General features: G+C 48.3%; 22 protein-coding genes and 1 tRNA gene. 18 read left to right on the top strand and 5 right to left on the bottom strand.

Annotated features, from left to right (window positions below):
• The first annotated feature begins 520 nt into the window (after positions 1–520).
• Complete coding sequence (locus TK_RS02935; RefSeq protein WP_011249548.1) at positions 521–1684, top strand: hypothetical protein; 1164 nt, start codon at positions 521–523, stop codon at positions 1682–1684.
• The gene (locus tag TK_RS02930; protein ID WP_011249547.1) at positions 1665–3044 is read left to right on the top strand and encodes a hypothetical protein; all 1380 of its coding nucleotides are present in this window, start codon (positions 1665–1667) and stop codon (positions 3042–3044) included. Before TK_RS02935 ends, TK_RS02930 begins: the two co-directional genes overlap by 20 nt.
• 106 nt (positions 3045–3150) lie before the next feature.
• On the opposite strand, the gene TK_RS02925 is transcribed toward TK_RS02930, so the two are convergent.
• Positions 3151–4158 (bottom strand): GNAT family N-acetyltransferase, encoded by a 1008-nt coding sequence (locus TK_RS02925; RefSeq protein ID WP_011249546.1) that lies wholly within the window; start codon positions 4156–4158, stop codon positions 3151–3153.
• A gap of 123 nt (positions 4159–4281) precedes the next feature.
• Between TK_RS02925 and TK_RS02920 the strand changes: the two genes are divergently transcribed.
• From TK_RS02920 to TK_RS02845, 16 genes are all read left to right on the top strand, one after another.
• Complete coding sequence (locus TK_RS02920) at positions 4282–4512, top strand: hypothetical protein (protein WP_011249545.1); 231 nt, start codon at positions 4282–4284, stop codon at positions 4510–4512.
• Between the two features lie 10 nt (positions 4513–4522).
• Positions 4523–5032, top strand: a complete 510-nt coding sequence (locus TK_RS02915) for a hypothetical protein (RefSeq protein WP_011249544.1) — start codon at positions 4523–4525, stop codon at positions 5030–5032.
• A 150-nt stretch (positions 5033–5182) separates the two neighbouring features.
• Entirely contained in the window at positions 5183–5605 is a 423-nt protein-coding gene (locus TK_RS02910) for an AbrB/MazE/SpoVT family DNA-binding domain-containing protein (RefSeq protein WP_011249543.1), read from the top strand.
• A gap of 680 nt (positions 5606–6285) precedes the next feature.
• Positions 6286–8373, top strand: coding sequence for a hypothetical protein (locus TK_RS02905; protein WP_011249542.1), 2088 nt, complete (start codon positions 6286–6288; stop codon positions 8371–8373).
• Complete coding sequence (locus TK_RS02900) at positions 8370–8615, top strand: hypothetical protein (RefSeq protein ID WP_048053671.1); 246 nt, start codon at positions 8370–8372, stop codon at positions 8613–8615. Before TK_RS02905 ends, TK_RS02900 begins: the two co-directional genes overlap by 4 nt.
• Positions 8608–8853: a hypothetical protein gene (locus tag TK_RS02895; protein WP_011249540.1), complete on the top strand. Its 246-nt coding sequence runs from the start codon at positions 8608–8610 to the stop codon at positions 8851–8853. Before TK_RS02900 ends, TK_RS02895 begins: the two co-directional genes overlap by 8 nt.
• A complete protein-coding gene (locus tag TK_RS02890) occupies positions 8838–9062 on the top strand; it encodes a hypothetical protein (protein ID WP_048053670.1) in 225 nt (74 codons plus the stop codon). The genes TK_RS02895 and TK_RS02890 overlap by 16 nt, the downstream gene beginning before the upstream one ends.
• Entirely contained in the window at positions 9055–9300 is a 246-nt protein-coding gene (locus tag TK_RS02885; RefSeq protein ID WP_011249538.1) for a hypothetical protein, read from the top strand. The genes TK_RS02890 and TK_RS02885 overlap by 8 nt, the downstream gene beginning before the upstream one ends.
• On the top strand, positions 9297–9431 hold the full coding sequence (locus tag TK_RS12295; protein ID WP_269763429.1) for a hypothetical protein: 135 nt from the start codon (positions 9297–9299) through the stop codon (positions 9429–9431). The genes TK_RS02885 and TK_RS12295 overlap by 4 nt, the downstream gene beginning before the upstream one ends.
• Positions 9428–10189, top strand: coding sequence for a DNA polymerase sliding clamp (locus TK_RS02880; protein ID WP_011249537.1), 762 nt, complete (start codon positions 9428–9430; stop codon positions 10187–10189). The genes TK_RS12295 and TK_RS02880 overlap by 4 nt, the downstream gene beginning before the upstream one ends.
• Complete coding sequence (locus tag TK_RS02875) at positions 10186–10377, top strand: hypothetical protein (RefSeq protein WP_011249536.1); 192 nt, start codon at positions 10186–10188, stop codon at positions 10375–10377. The genes TK_RS02880 and TK_RS02875 overlap by 4 nt, the downstream gene beginning before the upstream one ends.
• Entirely contained in the window at positions 10374–10598 is a 225-nt protein-coding gene (locus tag TK_RS02870) for a hypothetical protein (RefSeq protein ID WP_011249535.1), read from the top strand. Before TK_RS02875 ends, TK_RS02870 begins: the two co-directional genes overlap by 4 nt.
• Positions 10595–10909, top strand: coding sequence for a hypothetical protein (locus TK_RS02865; protein WP_011249534.1), 315 nt, complete (start codon positions 10595–10597; stop codon positions 10907–10909). Before TK_RS02870 ends, TK_RS02865 begins: the two co-directional genes overlap by 4 nt.
• The gene (locus TK_RS02860; protein WP_011249533.1) at positions 10909–11484 is read left to right on the top strand and encodes a hypothetical protein; all 576 of its coding nucleotides are present in this window, start codon (positions 10909–10911) and stop codon (positions 11482–11484) included. The genes TK_RS02865 and TK_RS02860 overlap by 1 nt, the downstream gene beginning before the upstream one ends.
• A 7-nt stretch (positions 11485–11491) precedes the next feature.
• Positions 11492–11719, top strand: coding sequence for a hypothetical protein (locus tag TK_RS02855; RefSeq protein WP_011249532.1), 228 nt, complete (start codon positions 11492–11494; stop codon positions 11717–11719).
• Positions 11720–11897: 178 nt separating this feature from the next.
• A complete protein-coding gene (locus TK_RS02845; RefSeq protein ID WP_011249531.1) occupies positions 11898–12251 on the top strand; it encodes a hypothetical protein in 354 nt (117 codons plus the stop codon).
• A gap of 264 nt (positions 12252–12515) precedes the next feature.
• Here TK_RS02845 and TK_RS02835 read toward each other — a convergent pair.
• The 4 genes from TK_RS02835 to TK_RS02820 all read right to left on the bottom strand — a co-directional run bounded on the left by TK_RS02835 (position 12516) and on the right by TK_RS02820 (position 16428).
• Positions 12516–12592 (bottom strand) — tRNA-Arg (locus tag TK_RS02835).
• Between the two features lie 68 nt (positions 12593–12660).
• Complete coding sequence (locus tag TK_RS02830) at positions 12661–14673, bottom strand: CGP-CTERM sorting domain-containing protein (RefSeq protein WP_011249529.1); 2013 nt, start codon at positions 14671–14673, stop codon at positions 12661–12663.
• A 104-nt stretch (positions 14674–14777) separates the two neighbouring features.
• Entirely contained in the window at positions 14778–15335 is a 558-nt protein-coding gene (locus TK_RS02825) for a DUF447 domain-containing protein (RefSeq protein ID WP_011249528.1), read from the bottom strand.
• 31 nt (positions 15336–15366) lie between these two features.
• A complete protein-coding gene (locus TK_RS02820) occupies positions 15367–16428 on the bottom strand; it encodes an ABC transporter ATP-binding protein (RefSeq protein WP_011249527.1) in 1062 nt (353 codons plus the stop codon).
• Between the last annotated feature and the right edge of the window lies 1 nt (position 16429).

Below are 16429 nucleotides of genomic sequence, written 5' to 3'. Positions count from 1 at the left end.
ATAACTATAAACGGCCCTACCACAAACATAGATCCCTTAACGTGGAAACTTCTAAAGGACAACTCAAAATTGGGATCGGCTCCGAAAGGAGTTATAGTGAGCACCATTATAGACCACACGAGCAGAGGGATCAGTAGCAACTCAACAACGGCCTTTTTGAAGAAGCTATATTCTATCTCGCGCTGGACCTCCTTGCTACCCTCATCGAAAGGATTAAAACCACTAACCCAATTATTATCATCCGAGAGCATGCACTAACCCCCTCTCTAGTTACTCCCCTCTTTTATTGTGCGATTTAATTTTTAAACGTTGCCAAACGCTGGAAAACGTTTTAATATGTTTGGAGACATTATATTCTGATTTTGATAGAACATAGAGGGGTGAGCCAATGCCCGACCAGGACACCAGCGAAGCCAGAGTCGTCGAGCCACTAGCGAAGTTGCAGAATGGAGTCAAGGACATATTAACATTAACCAAAAAAATTAAGATTTGAATCATCAAAGATTTAGAGTGATGAAGTATGAGTCCTCAAACATTAGGACAGCAAACACATGTGCAAGACATTAAGACTCGTGGAGATCTCTACGAATGGTTAGAGGTAAACATGGCTCGCAGTTATGCTGAGATACTGGAAGAACAAAAATTGGAACCAGACCAAAATCTTGTTAAAACGTATGTCATTGAGTCGAATATCTCACCAAAATTCCTCAAATACGTCCTGAGAGGCTTGTTTGATTCAATTAAAGTAGAACCTCTTGAAGATTACCTACTATACAGAATAGATATCACGGATAAGGATAAAAAACTTCAAGTTCACTTCTTCTTAGATGCCAAAGATTCGAGATTCTGGAGAGTATTCACTCTCGACAAGGCCCAAGACGTTGATAGTGCTTATAACAAATTTGTTAGCCAAATAAAATCGAGATTAGATAAACTATGGTTATCAAACAAGCTTCTAAAGAAATTCATGCATATATCCTTTAAAGATGTTTATCTTAGAAGCATCTCCATTAAACATGACGAGACTGCTTTTAGCACCGAGGAAGAAAAAAAGGAGAACAAAGTTAGCAAACTAAGAATTGATGGCTCAGGTGAATTGGTTAAAGATCTCCTTGAGATCGTTGAAGAGCATGAGAAGTTCCGATACATGACCAGACTAACAAAAATTGGGATTAAACTCGTTGAGAAAGAGTACCCCGACAAATTCGTCTTAGAAGATCTGTATTATTGGGGTAAATTCACAGCAAAAGGAACATCCTTCGATGAACATTTGGAATTTATCGATAGTGTTGTACACACATATAGAAACAACTTGAAATACATAGAGGACTCTCTTATTGATTACTCCTCATGGGATTGGGAAAAGAAAATCCCACTCGTATATGAGTTCAAAAAAGAAATCTCTGATTTAGATCTCTTTGCAAAAGCAATTACAACACCCAAAGAGCCATTCAGGATTTGGGGCTTTGCAAAACAAGTAGAAAAAGACATGTATATTATAGTCGGAACTGACCTTCACAATGGAGATAATTTCTCGTTAGAAGTTACTCCCTGGTGGGCTAGATTATATCTCCCAAAGGGCTCCTGCGGGAACACTGCACTAAGGCTCCTTGCAAACATCCAACAGACTTATGATGCCAAAGCTTATCTCGAGGTGCCCCAATATGGCATCAGGATTAGATAAATATCTTAAACTATCTAAATATGAAGGTACCCCAATCCGTACTCTTGAAGAGTTATCAAAATTCCAGAAAGCACATACTAAGTTGATGAATATCATCCTAAACCTTGCTACCCCAACACCCAAATTCCCCAACGATCTCTATAAAAAAGGTTATAGAATAGTACAAAACAGCATAGAAGCACACATCCATTTTAGGAATGTAGAGAAAGAAGACCTGAATGGGAAAGGGGTAACTCCCGACATAATCCTTCCGAATTATGAGAAAGAACACATTGTAGTCTTTGAATGTAAAAGCTTTCAAGCAAATCATGAACAGTTACAAAAATATCTCTACTTGATAGAGCATCCAGAAATAATAATTGACCAAGCAAGAATACCCTTCAAAAAACGTCCCACTCAACTCAAAGCGGACGTCTCATACTTTTCTTATAAAGACATAGATAACAACGAAACGCTTTCCAACGAGACCCGGATCCAAATCATTAGAATCATCGAGATAAATCCACCAGATAAATCCGAAGACCCCACCAATCCCGTTGTAAAAGAAATAGAGTTAGTAAAAGGAGAATACAAAAACCCCGAATTAAACCAAGTATTCCCAATAAAATGGAGACTAAAAGACAAACCTTCTTATGTACTCTTCCCCTTTGATCCAAATGACGACGCTGAGATCTTTCAAATCCACATCATAAACAAACTAATAGAATTTGCAACATTAGGACAAGAACTGCCAACAAAAGGGATGGTCTTTAAAGATGATATCATCATCCCAAAAGGAAAAATAATCAAAAAGAGCGAATTGCCCATCGATGATCCCAACGAGCAAGACCAAAAATGGGAACAACTATTAAACACCCTCGAAAAGATAGCTCCAGGAAAATACGAAGTAGAGGAAGACGAAATTAGAATCTCAGAAGACATCCTACTCCTGAAAGCTGGCAAAGCCCTAGACGAAATGAGAGCCGAGTTAATTATGCTAATCGATCTTGAAGTTGATATGAACACCCTAACCGAACGCGAATTTACTACAGGAGAGCTTGCACACGAGTTATACACCTCAAGCGCCTACTCAATCTACCAGTTCCTACACGGAGAATACAGAGATCTAATCAAGAAAAGAGTTAATGATTCACTGAAAAGACTCTCAACAGGGCCCCTAAAAGGGTACCTCAAAAGAAATCACAGACACAAACACGCCTGGAGGATAAAAATCATAGACAAAAAACAGATACCCATGTTTAGAGAGACCTGTGGAAAAGCCGTACGCGAATTAGAAAGCAAATTCAAAACAAAATACATTGACGAATACATAAAAATCTTCCTCACACCCAAAACCACACCAAAAGACAAAAGGAGCTGAAGAGTAATGACCGGCCAAGACGAGCAGGGAACGCGAGTGATCGAGCCACTAGCCAAGTTTCATGCCAGGTTAGACCACGGTGAGAGGAAAAGATAGGAAATATACTCTATATTCCACCAGGGAGAAACATAATGCGTCCGGTTGATTCAATTCCTCTATCCACGCGCCTTGCAAGGCTAAGCTTTACAAGAAGATTTTGAGTGGCTTCATTAGGATCTTCTATCAGCACAGTTCCCGGAAACGAGTTAAGAAAATCATTGAGCATCATTGTAGCATGCCCCTGTCTTCTAAACTTCTTCCTCACGAATATTTGATGAAGTGTCGGATACTTATGGGCATCCACCGAGTATGCATAGTACCCAACAGGTTCCCCATTTTTCCAGAGGATCTTTGCCCTCATCCACTCAAGGTTAGGACGTTTGAAATTAACATTGTCTCCTGAAATTGCCTCCAAGTACAAGAGGTAAAGAGTCACATTGTCATAACTACCTTTCTTGACTTCAATCAAACCGTCCCGCTCGGGATTATGGTAAAAATAACTTGGTTGCTTCCACTCTCCATCCCACTTGAACGCCACAACATGTTGACCCCTAAACCGCTGATCAAATTCAGGACAGAATAAAATCTGAATATTCTCATCATCAGGGAAGATACCGATTAAATCTGTTTCAGTTTCCCTAACTCTACGGCCACACACAGGGCACCTCAGAACAGTTATCTTTCTCCAATTCTCAGGATTAAGTGCTATTTTTGCAACATTGGCAACCGCTTCATCAACAAGGCTGTTAGGTATAGAAAAGGACACCCAATCACTGTTGACCTCAAACCACAACTCATTTCTAGGCACATGCTCATTATCATTTGAGAGAGCTTTTTTATGAAGTTCTCGCACCAGCTTCCTAAGTACCTCCTGAGTCTCCTTAGTCAGTGCAAATTCAGTCGTTGTTAAATCAATCATAACTTCCAAAAGACCAGAAGATAATGGGACTATGTATGCGGCCGGTTCGTTTTTCTCTTCGGCTTCTTCAACAATATATCCTGCAGAACCACCGTTTATGAAAGGTATTGTATAGATCTTCCCCCCAATTTCAATTTCATATACAGCACGCACCATACAACTTCACCAAAACTCTTAATGATATTTACTCCTTAATACTGTTTTGATCTGATACGAGATATAATGAAACCCAAAAGTCTTATTAGCTACCACTCATTGTTCTAGAATTGAGGTGATCCCATGTATTCTATAAAAGAACTCCAAGACATTGTATCTCGTATAGTGTCCACCAAGGGGCATGTAGGAATCACGGATGGAGGTATAGAGATTCACATCCATGGAGGCATTTCTGGCCAAGAATTTAGGGAAATAGAAAACGCGGCCTGGAAAGGCGGACTGGTCCTCGACAGAATATATTATCACCGAATCAGCGATACCCTCGCAATCAGATTCAAGAAACCAGGAGACTGAGGTGAGCACAGTGAGGAAAATATTCGAAGTATGGAGCCAGCTTGCAACCTCCACAACATACACTATTGAGACAGTCCAACACCTAAAACAACTCATAGAATGGGAATTCGACGAACCCTACGAAGACTACATAACCCTCCTCCCCACCCAAATAGCAAAGATAGAACTCAAAGGGACTGAGCGCAATCCTGACGGCACCTCTGGAGGAAAATACATCTTTTACCTAATGGAACTCCAATGCCTCGGCAACAGCCTCTACTTTATCCTAAAGGCTACTAAATACTACTGTGAAAACCAGAAAAAAGAGTGTTCCATCATTTATTCGCTGTACATAGAACCCCAAGACTACAAACACCTGCTACAAATCTTCGCCTTGATTAGGAAACTAGAGGATATGTACAACAAAGCCATGGCCAAGGCCCTAAAAGACTTCCCACAAGAACAACAGGACAGGATATGTGACGCATGCCTCGAGGAAATTGACACCCAACTCAAAAGAAACCTTGGCCTCCCCAAGTAAAGACCCAATTCTTTATCTTTTCTCTCAACACTCCTTGGGGAACTTCCCATAGCGGAGAAAATTTCGCAAACCTTTTCTACCATAGAGTTTATTAGAACCATAACAAATACGGAATAGATACGGGATAAACAACCAACGGAGCTGAGACCAATGACCGAGCAGGATCACCAAGAGGCAAAGGTAGTCGAGCCACTAGCCAAGTTTCAGAGCAGAGTAAGACCTCAGGGTAGGGTTATGGTTCCTATTTATATCAGAGAATACTTTGGTTTGCAGGATGGAGACTTTGTTATAGTAATAATAAGGATTCCAGATCAAAATCGCAAAATAATCGGTCGCGTTTTTGCGGTAGCAAAGCTGTATGATCGTGGAGTTTTCACAATTCCCAAACCCGTCAGGGACAGGTTCGGTCTTAAAGTCGGCGATTTTGTAGAGATTCTGCTTGTGGATTACATCCATGTCAAGTCGCTCATAACGAACAAGATGGGGCCAACCCTATCCCCAAAAAGTCAATTTGAAGCCATTGACGAACAGCAGGAGCGCAAGATACTTGAGCGCATTTACAATAATGATTAGTAAGGGTGTCACAGTTCCACCAACTGTGACGGGGTGTGACGGGTGTGACGCAGGGTTTTTTCGCTTTATTTTTGAAATAAGCCATTCTCCTGTCTTCTTTAATGTCACAGTGTCACACTCTATAAAAATATATAAAGGTATTAATTTCAGATTGCGCGGTATTTTGTCATAATGACAAATATTCTATAATTTAAACCATAGTATATTGTCATAATAACGAATATTGAAGAGTTGCTATGTGAAATAATATAGGCACATTTTTATGGGGTGTGACATGTGTGACACTAAACTCCCCGCAGATTCCTTTTTTCAGGATTTAAAGCCCTTAGACCCCCGTCACATCCGTCACACTTGCGTCACACCTGGCCAGACTGTGACACCCTTACTATTTGAATTTGTAAATTCTCACCTTTGAGCAATACTGTCTTAAAGGGTCCACACAAAGCTTATATATCCTGAAAATCAGTATAATACTGATAAACAGTATACATGGTGGTGACGATGCCGTCTGAAGGGTGGCGTGCTGTGTATGTTCGGGAGTCTACCTATCAACTGTTTCAGAAGTTCAGAGGCAAATTGTTCATGGAACGGGGAAAGAAAGTGACGGAGGATGAAACCCTCCGCGCGCTTCTCGCCTATGTGATGCCTGAGCTTGTAGAGCAAACCTGAGGTGAGTTTCAATGGACGAAGAGTGGAACAGTGACAACATTCAGTTTTCACCGATCGTCATAAAATTCGGAGACCTCCTTACAAAAGCGAGCAAGGACTCAGGAGAACTCGACATGGAGTTTCTCCCTGCAGAGTTCAGGGGCTGGCCTCACGATCCCGACCCGTATACAATCTTCTTCAAGCGTAAGGGGAGGGAGTTTTGGGTCCTCGACTACAAGAACCCCCGCGTTGCGCTTTACAGGATCCGGAAGAGGAAATATAAAGATGAAGATACTGGCGAGGAAGTTGAAGAAGAGTTTGCTGTTCACGACAGGACTGTCTTTAACTTTGTACCTGTTGCAATAAGAGAAGTCCACGACTTCACCATCGAGCTGGCCGCTGAGGAGGCCAACATGGATGCTCCAACCCTGTATCGGTGGGTCATCGCCGAGAGAGCTCTCTCAGGGATTTACATACGAGAGCTTGGACCTGCCTTAAAGGTTGAGCTTCTCGACAAGTTGAATGAGGTTGGAGGTCTCTTTCTGAGTGAGGCTCTCGCAAAGGAAGCGATAGATACTATTCTTGCCCTTGCTCGCCTCCTTGAGGCTGTTGAGCATGTGCATGAACCTCTGGCCCCCGGAATTTACTGGAACCCCAAGACTAGGCAACTTGAGGCGTACGGCTTTGATACACAAATGCCTTCTCGCGTCAGGATTTATGACGCGTTGAAGCTTTTAGATAAGATCGTTAAAGCCAATCCTGATAAGAGATGGTATGAGTCTTGGTCGGTCAAGTTTGGAAAGATATTCAAGTGGGCCTTAGTTGCGGGCCTCGGTTATGCATATAAAGTTTACAACGAGAAGCGCCGCTGGATCCCTTATCTCTTGTTCATAGGCGAATCTCTGACAGGAAAGACTCAGGTCATCTCCAAGGTAATTTCATACCTTTGGAAGCCGCTTGGTAAGGTGACCTCTATTGGTTCTTCTTGGAGCGTTTACAACTTTGGCGAAACAATCTCTTCAGTAGCTTCTGTTATTGTCATCAATGAGGCGGCGCCCCTATTCAAGTCCCTGAACTTTGGAGATGAGGGGGACAATTTCTTCAACCTCATTAAAAACGCTCCCGAGCAATACCTTTTCAGAACCAAGAGTGTTGGGAAGAACATCAGGAGGCCGTATCCTGCCCTTGCAACTCTTGCTTTCAACGCTAATATGCCAGGGATTAAGGATGAGGCCATTAGGAGGCGCTTTTTCACCGTTGAGTTCTCGAAGGTGGATAAGATACCTCCAGAGATCGCTCACTACTTTGAGACTTCGATTGTCCCGTACTTAGATTACCTCGCTGATATTGGACGCTTTGTTTTCAACGTGATTAAAGAGGAGCCTGAACTCCTTGCCTTACCGTGGGAAGATCTTGCCGAGAAACTTGTGAAGAGGCTTTACGAGTATGCCGGGCTTGACATCCCTGAGTGGCTAAAGAATGCCGAGCTGGTGGATAACTACCGCGAGGAGCTTGATGATGAGAAGAGGGAAAAGGTTGTCACATGGCTTAGGAGGCACTTTGATGAGACTTATTTCCGTTATTCCCGCTACGCGGACAGTTCCACAACTCCAAAAGACAGAGTCTTCTATGTGCTGGAGCATGAGCTTAGTCCATACTTTGTCGTGAGAGGTAATGAAGTCATAATCAAGAAGTCTCTACTTGAAGCCATCAGGGCGGACACCAGACTAGATGTTTATAATTTCAAGACTCTTTGCGATCTTCTTAATTGGGATTACCCTGTACAACGGAGACTTGGTTCAGCAAGGCCTAGGGTTGCCGTTACAACCCTCGATAAGTTCTTTGATCTCCTCGGGGTCTCGGAGTCAAAGATTGAGGCTGACCTCAAGCTCGCTGAGCGGGTTGTGGATGTCCTTGCAGTGAACAGCTTCACGTTTGACGAACTTCTGAAGATCCTCAATGTCCAGGAGGAGGAGCTCAGAGAGGTTATCACTGAGCTTGAGCGGGAGTTGGTGATTCTCCCGAAGGATGGGCGCTATTCTCTGAACAAGGCCCGAGCGAGGGAGCTTGGGTTTGAGATTGTTGACACGTATGTCGTCACGGGAGGTGGTCGTGTATGATGTCGGGGCTTGAGTATGCCCGGGAGGAGGTTGTGAAGGCCTTTCCGAACCGGGCTGATGTAGTGCCGGCCAGCAACGGCGTGGAAGTGGTAGTCTATGGCGGGGTCAAGGCCAGCGAGCTAGTGTATCTGGAGACCGTGTTTGGTGCGGAGGGGTTCCAGTTGGAGCGTATTTACTTCCACCGGAACCGTGACGCGCTTGTTTTCAGATTTAGCCCTATGGGGGTGGCTTCCAATGTCTGAGCCTTTCCAGGAGAACTCTCCTGACTTCGGCCCGAAGACGAGCATCACCAAGCCCTCGGAGGTTCCTGGTGCCGTAGTGCTGAGCCTCACGACGCCAGCCTCGTGGGAGGATTTTCAGGGCTTCCTCAAGGCGGTTGAAGCCCTGCAAAGTGATGGTTTCGTTGTTCGCTCGGTCGAGTCGAGCTACAAGCTGTTCCGCGTATGGCTAAGGAGGGAGGAGGAATGGGCAAGTGGGTGAATATTCGACTGGAGATTGAGGCCGCCGTGCCTCTTGAAGCCCTTTCGAGTGTAGCCCCGGGAATTGACGTCGAGGAGTTCCAGGAGCTCCTCAATAACGACCCTGATGAGGCCATTGAGATGCTCAAGGGGGAGTTGCTCGCAAGGGAGGTCGTGGACTATGGAGTGGTTTTTGACATCGACGGCGTGGAGGTGATAGAGAATGAGTGAGTCCGCCATCTGGTCTTGGGTCGCTTTGGAGAAGCGCAAGCTGGACGCGGTGCTGGAGCAGGTCGAGGAAGTGCCGACCCTGCTGGAGTACGTCGAGCGCGAGGCCAGCATCGCCAGGGAGACGGCGTTCTCCCTCTCTGCGAGGGGAGAGCGCGAGAACGCGGCCTACTGGACGGGGTACGCGGACGCGCTTGAAGACCTGCTGAAGAAGATCGAGCGCAGGGAGGTGAGGGCATGAGAGAGTATTCGTTTGTTTTCGTGAAGATAGACTACGATGACATTGACGTCTTCGCCGACGACACGAAAGAGTATCTAAATGAGTGCGACGAGCCCTCCTCTTCATCTTCTTCCGAGGAGGTGATGGCATGACTTTTGAGATTGTGTTTGATTCGGCTAGAGAGTTTGAGAGCCTGATAGCCACGCTTGAGAAGTTCTTCGATGAGGCAGTATTCCAGGTTAACATGGAAGGAATTCAGATGCGTGCTATAGACCCGAGCAGGGTCGTCCTCGTTGACCTCAACCTTCCAGAAATGCTCTTCTCCAAGTACTCCGTCGAGAGTGAGGAAGCGATAGCCTTTGATCTAAAGCGTTTCCTGAAGGTTCTTAAGCTTGCAAGGAGCAGGGATACGCTTGTTCTCCGCAAGGGTGGAGAGAATTTCCTCGAGGTCGGCTTGCTCGGTGATGAGAACACGTGGTTCAAGCTCCCTCTAATAGACGCCAATACTCCTGAGATTGAAATTCCGAGCCTGCCATGGACTGTCAAGGCCGTCGTGCTCGCTGGAGCTCTGAAAAGAGCCGTTAAGGCCGCAAAGCTTGTCTCCGACTCAATCTACTTCATGGCTACCCCTGAGAAATTGACTTTCAAGGCGGAGGGCAACGACTCCGAGGTTAGAACCGTTCTCACTATGGAGGATCCAGGTCTCCTTGACTTGGAGCACAAGATGACAAAGGCGAAGAGTGCGTACGGGGTTGCATATCTCGAGGACATCCTAAGGAGTCTCGCTGATGCTGATGAAGTCATCATTCGGTTTGGCTTTGACATACCACTGCTTCTGAAGTACATGGTTCGGGATGCCGGTGAGGTCAGCTTCCTGATCGCACCAAGAGTCGAGGAGGGTCGCTCATGATCGCGCGCATCCCGTCAGCCTTTCTAATCCAGAGGGCCCTCGAGGATGGCCCTGCCACGTTCAGCGAACTGGTCAGGAGGACTGGCCTTCCCGCGAAAGAGGTTGCCAGCGCGCTCGACGAGCTCGGGCGCAAGGGCGCGGTTGTGAAGGACGAGTACTGCTTCACGCTCCGGGGGGTGTGGGGATGAACGAAGAGGAGCTTTACACTGAGCTTCTCAGACTGAGAGGCATGCTGAATGATGTCATTGACCTGTTCGAGATGAGCAGGGACGGCTATGTTGCAAGGAGTCTCATCGCAGAGGCCTGGACTGACTTCAACATTCAGGCGGGCAAGATCAACACGAAGATGTACGCCTACGCGTATCAGGACAGCTTCATTCAGAAGAAAGTGCAGGAGGGACGGCTATGACCGAGTACCTCATCATCATCGACGGCGAGCAGTTCGTCACTGAAGCCCCTCACGTGCTCGCGGCTTGGGAGGTTGCGATAGCTCAGGCCGCTCTGATGCTCCACGAGGGCCGGCTCCGCTCCGAGGATGTTGAGATACATGTCTTCTCGGAGCGCGAGGCCAAGCGCGAGGGGGTTCCAATACTCTTTCCAAAGCGCCTGAACAGGCTTGAGGTTCTCCAGAAAGTTGAGGATCTTCGCGAGGAGCTCCGTCGCGTCAGGCCGCACGAGGGCCAGGCGACGCTGGAGCAGTTCGTCGGGGTGAGGGCGTGATGGTCGCGGCAAGAGCGGAAATGATCCGCCAGGCGGCCAGGTACGGCCGCCACGTGTACAGGCCCTTTTTCGATTATATGCAAAGAGAAATCAGGAGTGCAGAGAACAAGTACTTGTTCAGCACTCTGATAGAAGAGGCCCTTCCTGGTCAGTTCTCGCTCTATGACCTCGATGCCCTTGTGTTCAGAAAGCATTCTGAGGTTCCTTTAGCGGCTTTTGAACTCAAGTTCATTAGTTGGCGCGTGGCTAAGGATTCATGGGCAAAGAGGGAGCTTCTCGTGAATGGGTGGCAGTTTCAGAGGCTCAGGGCGCTTTCAGAAGTCCTCACTCTCCCGCTCTATTACTTCATTCAAGTGGGCCAGGAGCGGTTCGTGATGTTCAATGTCGCCAATGTGGAGCCCTCTTTTGAGTACAGGCGCGGTGGCTCGGCAAGAGATTACTACGCCGTCATCAGCCTCGATGATGTGGTCGTCAGCAGGGACTTTGGGGAGTTTGCGGATGACCTCGGCCTCCTGCTCGGTGTGAACTTGTCGAAGCCGGCTCAGGTGCCAGCCTACGCGGTTGGAGGGAGGTGACGGGGCGATGAGTGAATTGAAGTTATACAAGGCAACTGTCTGGACAAGAGATTTGGACCCGTTTGCGGAAGAAGCTGTTTGGGAGGTTCTTGTAATTGCTTGGGATTACAAAGGTGCAGAAAGGTTGGCATTAGAATACTTCGAACAATGCTTCGATGAGGTCATGGTGGATGAGGTGAATATTGAACCATTCAGCGGTCCTAAAGTTATAGGGGTGGTGTCCAAGCCATGCTGAATACTAACACTTCCCGTATAGTATCATTCTTTTCCAAGGACCTTTCCCGTACAACCAACCTTATTCGCCAGAAAACCAAGGATAATATACAAGCCCTGTACCTATTCCTCCCAACTTCCGAAGCGTCCTGGACGGTGAAAAATATGAATGTTGTAAACGAAATAATAGGGGTGGTATAATGCCGCGCAGGCGGAAGTTCCCTGACTATGTTTCGATCCGAGTTCCCGTGTACCAGCCGCCGAACAGTGTTCTTGAACTCCTCTTTGATGGCAAGACTCTGGAAATAGCCAGGAAAGTTGTTGATTACCTCAAGCAGAACGGTGGCCTGTTCAAGGATGAATACCAAGAAGCCCTCGGCGTGGACGGTGCTGACAAGGTCCTATACTTTAGGGTTATGAAAAAGCTCCTGGCCCTCGGTATGGTCAGAGAGGACGCTGGAGTGTATAAGCTCTCCGACCGCTTCTCCGAGAGGATGGAGAATCTTGCAAAGATGTGGAAGTTTGAGATAGGCAAAGTTGCAGAGCTCTGGTGATGCCCTATGCATATATATCATAATACTCTATATGACCTCGGTGATAAAGAGTGGGACAAAAGCCCAATATGGCCCACAAAAATAGCGGCTCTCACAAACGAGAACGGCCCGAAAGAAGGCGAAAGACGCGTGTTCATTTGTACCTTGATGAAGAAGTGGTCGGCGGTCTCAGAGAAGCCGGTTATAGCCTGTCGGCCCTCGTTAACAAGCTTTTGCGGGAACATTTAGAGAAGGTGACGCGCATGGAAGCTATTATCTGGAGAATGGCGGGCCCGGCGGGATTCGAACCCGCGACCTCCGGCTTAGAAGGCCGGCGCCCTATCCTGCTAGGCTACGGGCCCTCTGGAGAGAACTTGAGGGGTGCTCTTATAAAAGTTACGGTAGGCGGGAATAAAAGAAGGGAAGGAAGTCACTTCCTCCTCCTGAGGAGGAGCGGCACAACTGCGAGGCCAACGAGGGCCGCTGGCCCGCAGGTGCTCTTGCCCTCTGATGACGTCTGCTTGGCCGTGGTGGTCTTAGCGGCCTTTGAGGTGCTGGTTATGGTTATCTCCTTGGTGGCGGTCGCCCTGTTTCCATGGAAGTCCTCTGCAACTATCTCAATCTTGTACTTGCCCTCCTCAAGACCTGGGAGCTGGACGATGTAGAAGGTGTCTCCAGGCTTTCCACTGGAGGGCTCTCCAGGGAACTTGTCGACCTTGCCGTACTTAACGCGGTTTCCGTTCTCGTCGTATATGACGGCGTAGAGATCTCTTATACCAAGGTTGTCCTGAGCTGTGAAGTATGCCATGAAGTTGGCGTTCGGCTTGGGGTGGCTCGGCTGAAGGTAGGCTATCTGAACCACTGGCTTCTCGGTGTCTGCACCAGTGTCAATAACGAGCTGGGAGACACCCTGCGGAATCGTGACGTTCAGCATTATGTAGTACTGGTCGGCTATCTGCCTCTCACCGAGGACTGTGTAGGTTATGTTCGTGGCCTCTGGATCAACCTTTGCCCCCTCCGGTATCGGGAGAACTATCGGGCCGCTGACGCTCTCATCAAGCTGGTTTATGAACTTGACAGCGGTTCCCGCTTCGGAAACGTGCCTGAAGGCCATGAACCTCTGCGGAACGGGAACGCTCATGAAGTCGCTCTGAACCTTGTCGTCCTTGATCTCGACGTTGACATAGGGCATTTCAACGCTTCCGTCCTCCTTGATGACAACCAGGTTGCTTCCATACCATGTCGGACTGTGCTTCGGGTTTGCAGGTGGGTTGGGCTCCTTGTCAGGGGCACCGGTTGATGTTAGGGTTAGGAAGTAGTGCTTGTTGCCGTTCTTGTCAATGTAGAGCCAGTACATATCGTGGTGGATGTGACCGCTCATGGTGAGTGGCACGTTGTACTTGACTATGTCCTCAAGGAAGCGCTTGGAGATTTCTTCCTGTGATGACCAGCTCCTGCGGAGGTGTCCCTTAATCTGATCCCAGTCGGCATCTGGGTCAAGGCCCTTGAGAACTCCACCGAGGTAGTTCCAGCGCGGATCGAAGAAGTACGGGTGGTGGTACAGGATTATCGGCGTGTAGTCCTTGTGCTCTTCGAGAACCTTCTCCATCCAATCGAGCTGATCCTCCGTCGGGTATCCCTGGTCACCGCCGGTGTCGAGGCCAATTATGATGAACTTGCCGATGGTTACGTAGAAGTACTTCGGACCGAGGAGCTGGGTGTAAACCGTCGGCGGGTCATCGTGGTTTCCCTTGATTCCGACAACGGGCATGTCGGCGGCGGAAGTGTCCTTGGTTATGTCAAACATAATCTTGTAACCGACCATGTCGCCGCTGGTGTCAACTTCATCTCCAGTGTTTATCATCAGGGTCGCTCCATTCATTCCCCAGTAAAGGTAGGCGCTGTAGGTAGCGACGACGCTGTGAAGTGGAATCGGGTTTGAGCACATCTCCTCAAGCTTGTAGATGTTGCTCTGGAAGTAGTCGCCGCAGACGTAGCCGATTTTTGCACCCGTGGTGACGTGGGTGTCGCTCGTCCAGGCTAGCTTAAGCTCCTTCGGCCACTCCTTGAACACCTTCAGGCCGTTGGGGAGGACGAGAGTGCCCTTGTCGGTCTTTATGAGCAGGAAGTATGTGTCAGGAGCTATGTCGTCCGGTGTCTTGACCTTCACTACAGTCATTCCGTCTTCTCCCGGCGATGTTCCCTGGATTTCCAGCTGGTACGGGCCGTGAAGGACTGAGACGGCCTCTATTGAGCTTACTGAGACTCCCTCCTTAACGTAGAGCTCGAAGCTCTCTCCTGGGAGTGCAAACGCTGGAACAACGGGAGCCGGCTGGTAGAGGTAGTCGCTGTAGGTGTAGGAGTACTCTTCCGCCGAGACGTAGCCGGCGGCAGCCAAAACGGCAGTTATAGCAAGCAGCATGGAGAGGACTTTCCTCAGCATGGTATCACCGGGTAATAAGAAATCCACACCGCTTAAAACGTTTCCTCTGGATGCTATTTTCGAACCAGGGGAGAAGAAAAACACGGCAGTCGCAGAATTCAGGTTCAATCGAGATGTCCAACGATGTATTCTGCCGCCTCAGAGTTTCCACCGAGATGCCTGTAGAGGGCGTAAAGGTCAAGGATTCTGTTCTTAAGCTCCAAGGTAGGTTTGACAAGGTATCTTGTGAAGAGAACCGCCATCTCCACAAGAACGCAGTCTGCCCTGCTAAAGGGAATTGGCCGGGCATTTCCTACCAGCCTCTTCTCGGGGAAGAATTCACATTTAAGAACCTCTGTAGTCCCGAGCCCGTCCGTCCAGACATCTCTTCTGCACCGGGCTTCTCCCAGCCAGCCAGGGAGTCCTTGTATCCATCGATACTGATCATGAGACTCAAAGGAAAGCTCCACGTCGAGGTTAAGGGCTGTCTTCACGAGGAGCTCGGCGTCCCAGGTCATCTGAAGGGCGATCCGGTTGTTTTCCAGCAAATCTCTAAAGCTTTTTCCAGGGAAGAGCTTGAAATGGAGCGTCGCTCCCCTTCTTACGACGCCAACGGGGGTGACGTTGGACTTTGAGACTAGAAGGAGCTCGTAAACCTGACCTTCCCTCATCAGCTCTAACATCGTGTTCACCTCAAAAAGAAGAGAGAAGAGCTCAAAGCTGCTTGGGCAGGACGATTATGTCCTCACGGTTGATGTAGAAGGTAACGGGCTGGGTCGGGCGAAGTCCCTGGACTTCCCTGTCGCTTATCGTCCTCGCGATGATCCTAGTATCTCCAAAGAGACCGACGACCTCCGTGAAGAAGCCGTAGTACTCAACGAGGTCAACGGTACCCTCGATGGAGACCGCGTTCTCAACCGGGTGAAGTTTTATTCTCTCCGGTCTTATGACGAGGACGACGTCATCTTTGTCGCCGTCGTAGTAAAGGCCGTCGAGGCGGAAGCTCTCGAACTCGACCGTAACCTTGTTCCCATCCCTTTCAACGACTTTGGCCGGAATGACGTTGGTCTTGCCCATGAAGCTTGCCACGAACTCGCTCTGGGGCCTCTCGTAGATGTCCCTCGGCGTTCCCACCTGCTCTACCGTTCCGACGTTCATGACCGCTATCCTGTCGCTTATCGCCATGGCCTCTTCCTGGTCGTGGGTGACGTAGATAACGGTTATTCCGAGCTCGCGCTGGATTCTCCTTATCTCGGAGCGCATCTCGAGCCTGAGCTTGGCGTCGAGGTTGCTGAGGGGCTCGTCAAGGAGGAGAACCTTTGGCTCAACCACTAAAGCCCTGGCTATTGCGACACGCTGCTGCTGGCCGCCCGAGAGCTGGGTCGGATAGCGGTTCTCAAAGCCCTTGAGCTTGACCAGCTCGAGCGCCCATTCGACCTTCTTCTTTATCTCCTCTTTCGGCACTTTTTTCAGTTTGAGGCCGTATGCGACGTTGTCAAAGACCGTCATGTGTGGCCAGAGGGCGTAGTTCTGGAAGACAAGGACCGCACCACGCTCGTAGGAGGGAAGGTAAGTGACCTCTTGGTCGCCGAAGTATATCTTCCCGCTCGTCGGATAGTCTAGGCCGGCGATCATTCTCAGTGTTGTGGTCTTTCCACAGCCGCTCGGGCCGAGCAGTGTAAACAGCTCACCGTGCTTTATGTGGAGGTTTATCCCCTTGACGGCCTGAACGCCGTCAAACTCCTTAACCACGTTTTCAAGCCTGACATCGACCATT

The organism is Thermococcus kodakarensis KOD1 (genome assembly GCF_000009965.1).
Taxonomy (GTDB): domain Archaea; phylum Methanobacteriota_B; class Thermococci; order Thermococcales; family Thermococcaceae; genus Thermococcus; species Thermococcus kodakarensis.
The sequence above is the reverse complement of the archived record's forward strand: the minus strand, read 5'-3'. Positions and strand labels throughout refer to the sequence as shown.

Excerpts from the sequence above, each read along its gene's own strand:
- TK_RS02875 (WP_011249536.1), top strand. The coding sequence starts at position 10,186 with ATGATCGCGCGCATCCCGTCAGCCTTTCTAATCCAGAGGGCCCTCGAG.
- TK_RS02935 (WP_011249548.1), top strand. The coding sequence starts at position 521 with ATGAGTCCTCAAACATTAGGACAGCAAACACATGTGCAAGACATTAAG.
- TK_RS02845 (WP_011249531.1), top strand. The coding sequence starts at position 11,898 with ATGCCGCGCAGGCGGAAGTTCCCTGACTATGTTTCGATCCGAGTTCCC.
- TK_RS02925 (WP_011249546.1), bottom strand. The coding sequence starts at position 4,158 with ATGGTGCGTGCTGTATATGAAATTGAAATTGGGGGGAAGATCTATACA.
- TK_RS02920 (WP_011249545.1), top strand. The coding sequence starts at position 4,282 with ATGTATTCTATAAAAGAACTCCAAGACATTGTATCTCGTATAGTGTCC.
- TK_RS02830 (WP_011249529.1), bottom strand. The coding sequence starts at position 14,673 with ATGCTGAGGAAAGTCCTCTCCATGCTGCTTGCTATAACTGCCGTTTTG.
- TK_RS02890 (WP_048053670.1), top strand. The coding sequence starts at position 8,838 with ATGGGCAAGTGGGTGAATATTCGACTGGAGATTGAGGCCGCCGTGCCT.
- TK_RS02880 (WP_011249537.1), top strand. The coding sequence starts at position 9,428 with ATGACTTTTGAGATTGTGTTTGATTCGGCTAGAGAGTTTGAGAGCCTG.
- TK_RS02930 (WP_011249547.1), top strand. The coding sequence starts at position 1,665 with ATGGCATCAGGATTAGATAAATATCTTAAACTATCTAAATATGAAGGT.
- TK_RS12295 (WP_269763429.1), top strand. The coding sequence starts at position 9,297 with ATGAGAGAGTATTCGTTTGTTTTCGTGAAGATAGACTACGATGACATT.
- TK_RS02865 (WP_011249534.1), top strand. The coding sequence starts at position 10,595 with ATGACCGAGTACCTCATCATCATCGACGGCGAGCAGTTCGTCACTGAA.
- TK_RS02860 (WP_011249533.1), top strand. The coding sequence starts at position 10,909 with ATGGTCGCGGCAAGAGCGGAAATGATCCGCCAGGCGGCCAGGTACGGC.
- TK_RS02910 (WP_011249543.1), top strand. The coding sequence starts at position 5,183 with ATGACCGAGCAGGATCACCAAGAGGCAAAGGTAGTCGAGCCACTAGCC.
- TK_RS02820 (WP_011249527.1), bottom strand. The coding sequence starts at position 16,428 with ATGGTCGATGTCAGGCTTGAAAACGTGGTTAAGGAGTTTGACGGCGTT.
- TK_RS02870 (WP_011249535.1), top strand. The coding sequence starts at position 10,374 with ATGAACGAAGAGGAGCTTTACACTGAGCTTCTCAGACTGAGAGGCATG.
- TK_RS02855 (WP_011249532.1), top strand. The coding sequence starts at position 11,492 with ATGAGTGAATTGAAGTTATACAAGGCAACTGTCTGGACAAGAGATTTG.
- TK_RS02885 (WP_011249538.1), top strand. The coding sequence starts at position 9,055 with ATGAGTGAGTCCGCCATCTGGTCTTGGGTCGCTTTGGAGAAGCGCAAG.
- TK_RS02825 (WP_011249528.1), bottom strand. The coding sequence starts at position 15,335 with ATGTTAGAGCTGATGAGGGAAGGTCAGGTTTACGAGCTCCTTCTAGTC.
- TK_RS02905 (WP_011249542.1), top strand. The coding sequence starts at position 6,286 with ATGGACGAAGAGTGGAACAGTGACAACATTCAGTTTTCACCGATCGTC.
- TK_RS02895 (WP_011249540.1), top strand. The coding sequence starts at position 8,608 with ATGTCTGAGCCTTTCCAGGAGAACTCTCCTGACTTCGGCCCGAAGACG.
- TK_RS02900 (WP_048053671.1), top strand. The coding sequence starts at position 8,370 with ATGATGTCGGGGCTTGAGTATGCCCGGGAGGAGGTTGTGAAGGCCTTT.